This is a genomic window from Streptomyces sp. NRRL B-24572 (assembly GCF_002156145.1).
In the GTDB taxonomy this organism is placed as follows: Bacteria; Actinomycetota; Actinomycetes; order Streptomycetales; family Streptomycetaceae; genus Streptomyces; species Streptomyces vietnamensis.
Genome location: NZ_MWIG01000831.1, coordinates 1 through 3,351, shown reverse-complemented (window position 1 = coordinate 3,351; position 3,351 = coordinate 1). Strand labels below are relative to the sequence as shown.

The 3,351-nt window shown below is 70.3% G+C and carries 2 protein-coding genes and 1 pseudogene; all 3 read left to right on the top strand.

The annotated features are described in order from the left end of the window. Window positions 1–1,035, top strand: a 1,035-nt coding sequence (locus CCN56_RS36855; RefSeq protein WP_086832085.1) for a VWA domain-containing protein, incomplete at its 5' end; no start/stop codon positions are given. A 30-nt stretch (window positions 1,036–1,065) separates the two neighbouring features. Beyond that, window positions 1,066–2,187 carry an AAA family ATPase gene (locus CCN56_RS36850; RefSeq protein ID WP_086832084.1) on the top strand — a complete coding sequence of 374 codons (1,122 nt, stop codon included), beginning with the start codon at window positions 1,066–1,068 and terminating at the stop codon, window positions 2,185–2,187. Continuing rightward, window positions 2,184–3,351, top strand: a pseudogene (locus CCN56_RS36845) (DUF5682 family protein); the annotation flags it as partial. The gene CCN56_RS36850 and the pseudogene CCN56_RS36845, both read left to right, overlap by 4 nt.

Genomic DNA, 3,351 nt, shown 5'->3' with positions numbered 1-3,351 from the left:
GTCTTCGCCACCGGCTCCGGCACCGTCTCCGCCGGGCAGCTCGCCCGCTGGCAGTCGGACGCGGGCTGGCTGGAACGCGCGCACGGCTGCCCGCCCGGCGGACTGCGCGGCGGAAAGGCGGCGGGCGCGGCTCTCACCGGCGGCGGCCTCGGCCCCGAGCTCGCCGCCATCGAGGCCGACCTCGTCCACCGCATGCACCTGCGCGAAGTCCTCGCCGACCCCGTACTGGCCGCACAGCTCACGCCCAGCATGTCCCTGATCGAGCAACTGCTGCGCGACAAGGGCAACCTCTCCGGCACGGCCCTCGCCAACGCCAAGGCGCTGATCAGGCGGTACGTCGACGAGGTCGCCCAGGTGCTCCGTACCCAGGTCGAGAAGGCCACCGCCGGCGAGCTCGACCGCTCGGTCCCGCCCAAGCGGGTCTTCCGCAACCTCGACCTCGACCGCACCATCTGGAAGAACCTCACCAACTGGAGCCCGGAGGAGGAGCGGCTCTACGTCGACCGCCTCTACTACCGGCACACCGTCCGCAGGACCACGCCCCAGCGGCTCGTCGTCGTCGTGGACCAGTCCGGCTCCATGGTCGACTCGATGGTCAACTGCACCATCCTCGCCTCGATCTTCGCCGGGCTCCCCAAGGTGGACGTCCACCTCATCGCGTACGACACGCGTGCGATCGACCTCACGCCCTGGGTGCACGACCCGTTCGACGTGCTCCTGCGCACCAACCTCGGCGGCGGCAACGACGGGCCGGTGGCGATGGCCATGGCCCGGCCGAAGATCGCCGAGCCGAAGAACACCGTCATGGTCTGGATCTCCGACTTCTACGAGTTCAGCCGCTCACAGCCGCTGTTCGAGGGCATCGAGGAGGTCCACCGCTCCGGGGTGCGGTTCATCCCCGTGGGCTCGGTGACCAGCTCCGGACGGCAGGAGGTCAACCCCTGGTTCCGGGAGCGGTTCAAGGCGCTCGGCACCCCGGTGATCTCCGGCCACATCGGCAAGCTCGTGCACGAACTCAAGACCTTCCTCACCTGAGACCTCACCCGAGACCGAAAGGCTCCGTACATGTCCGACCTGCTCCGCGCTCCCGCCGAGATCAAGTACGCCGAGGAACTCGACTGGCTGGAGTCGATCGACGACAACCCCAAGCCGTTCTCCTGGCGCCTCTCCCCGAAGATGGTCCGCCTGTTCATCCTCGGCTCCGAGCGCGCCGACGGTCTGGACCGGGAGGTGTCGCAGAAGTGGTTCGGCGACCGCAGCTTCGTCGAGCGCTCCATCGTCACCCTCGCCTCCGACCGCGGCCTGCTCCTCATCGGCGACCCCGGCACCGGCAAGAGCTGGCTCGCCGAACTCCTCTCGGCCGCGATCAGCCGCAACTCCACGCAGGTGGTCCAGGGCACGGCCGGCACGACCGAGGACCACATCAAGTACTCCTGGAACGTGTCGATGGTCATCGCCAAGGGCCAGTCCCGCGCGTCGATGATCCCCTCGCCGATCATGACCGCGATGGAGACCGGCACCATCGGCCGCTTCGAGGAGCTGACCCGCTCCACCAGCGACGTGCAGGACGCGCTCATCTCGATCCTCTCCGAGAAGTACATCTCGGTCCCCGAACTCGACGGCGCCGACGGCGAGAACATCGTCTTCGCCAAGCCCGGCTTCTCGATCATCGCCACCGCCAACAGCCGCGACCGGGGGGTCAACGACCTCTCGTCCGCGCTGAAGCGCCGGTTCAATTTCGTCCGCATCCCGGTCGTGACGAACAAGAAGAGCGAGGCCGAGATCGTCCGCTTCCGCACCGAGGAGCTCCTGCGCCGGCACGCCGTCGAGCTGGACGTGCCGCCCACCCTCCTCGACGTCCTCCTGCAGAGCTTCGCCGACCTGCGGGCCTCCGCCGCAGCGGCCGGCAGCGACGACGAGAAGCTGGAGTCCGCCCTCTCGACCGCCGAGCAGATCGGCGTCCTGGAGGACTCGATCCTGCACAGCAACTTCTTCGGCGAGCGCACCCTGACCGCCCGCACCCTCGCCGCCTCCCTGGTCGGCACGCTGGCCCGGCGCGAACCGGAGGACCTGGCCATCCTCAACAAGTACCTGCACGGCGTCGTCGAGCCGCGCGGCAAGGAGGAGGGCGGCTCCTGGCCCGAGTTCCTCGAAGGCGGCCGCGAAGCGATCGCGAAGCTGTCGTGACCGGGACCCCCTTCACCGCGCTGCGCGGACAACTGCACGAGGCGGCTGCCGAGTTCGCCGACGGACCGGACGCCCTCGAGGGCATCCTCCTCGGACTGGTCGACGACGTCGACCGAGCGGTGACGGAACCGCTGGAGATCTTTCCCGTCTGCCACCATTCCCCGGCCTCCGCCCTCGCCATGGCCCGGCGGCTGCGCGAGAAGCAGCCCAAGGTCGTGTACCTGGAGCTGTGCGAGGACATGGCCCCGCTCCTCACCGAGCTGCGGAACTGCCGGCTGCCGGTCGCGGTGCAGGCGTTCGCGAGCGACATCGACGGCTTCCCGCCCGACTGGGCGCCGCTGTCCGTCGTCGCCCCGATCACGGAGGCCTCCGCCGAGTACCAGGCCATCGCGTACGCCCTCGACACCCCCGGCGTGGAACTGGTCCTCGTCGACCGCTCCTCCGACCACGTCTTCCAGTGGGACCCGCGGCACGACCGCGCCGACGAGCCGGGCGCCCGTGAGGAAGGCGGCACCGAGCCGGCACTCCACGGCGAGGCCGTCGGCGTCGAGATCGGCGACCTGCGGCCGCGCTTCGCCGAACTGGAGGAGCACCTGCTCCGCCACGGCAAGGTGCGGCACTGGTCGGAGTGGTGGCACCAGTACGTCGAGGTGCCGCTCGGCGACAGCGACCACGACACCTACCGCCAGGTCATGTTCCTCATCGGCAGCCTGTTCCGGCGGCTCGCGCCGGGGGACGGCGACCGGGTCCGCGTCGACGAGGACCGCGAGCGGTACATGTGGACCCGGATGCGCGAGCACCTGGCCGCGACCGGCACCGACCCGGCGGACTGCCTGTACGTGTGCGGCGCCTTCCACGCGGCCAGCCGCGTCGACGAGTTCGGCGTGCACGGCGACGACGGCTTCGAGATCTCCCCGCGCACCGCCACGACCTGGCAGTACGGGCTGATCCCCTCCAGCAACGCCGCGATCGAGGCCCAGTTCGGCCTCGCCTCCGGCTCCGTGTCGATCGCCGCGACGCAGTGGACGAAGAACCTCAAGCGCACCCGGGTGAAGCCGTACCGCCTGGACGGCCAGGCCGGCACGAAGAGGACCGGGACGAAAGCCGCCGCGACGGCCGCCCTCCCCGCCGCCGCCCCACCGGCCGAGGACCGTCTCTCCGGCT

Bases quoted from the DNA above. Each gene is read 5' to 3' on its own strand.
- CCN56_RS36850 (WP_086832084.1), top strand. From the start codon at position 1,066: ATGTCCGACCTGCTCCGCGCTCCCGCCGAGATCAAGTACGCCGAGGAA.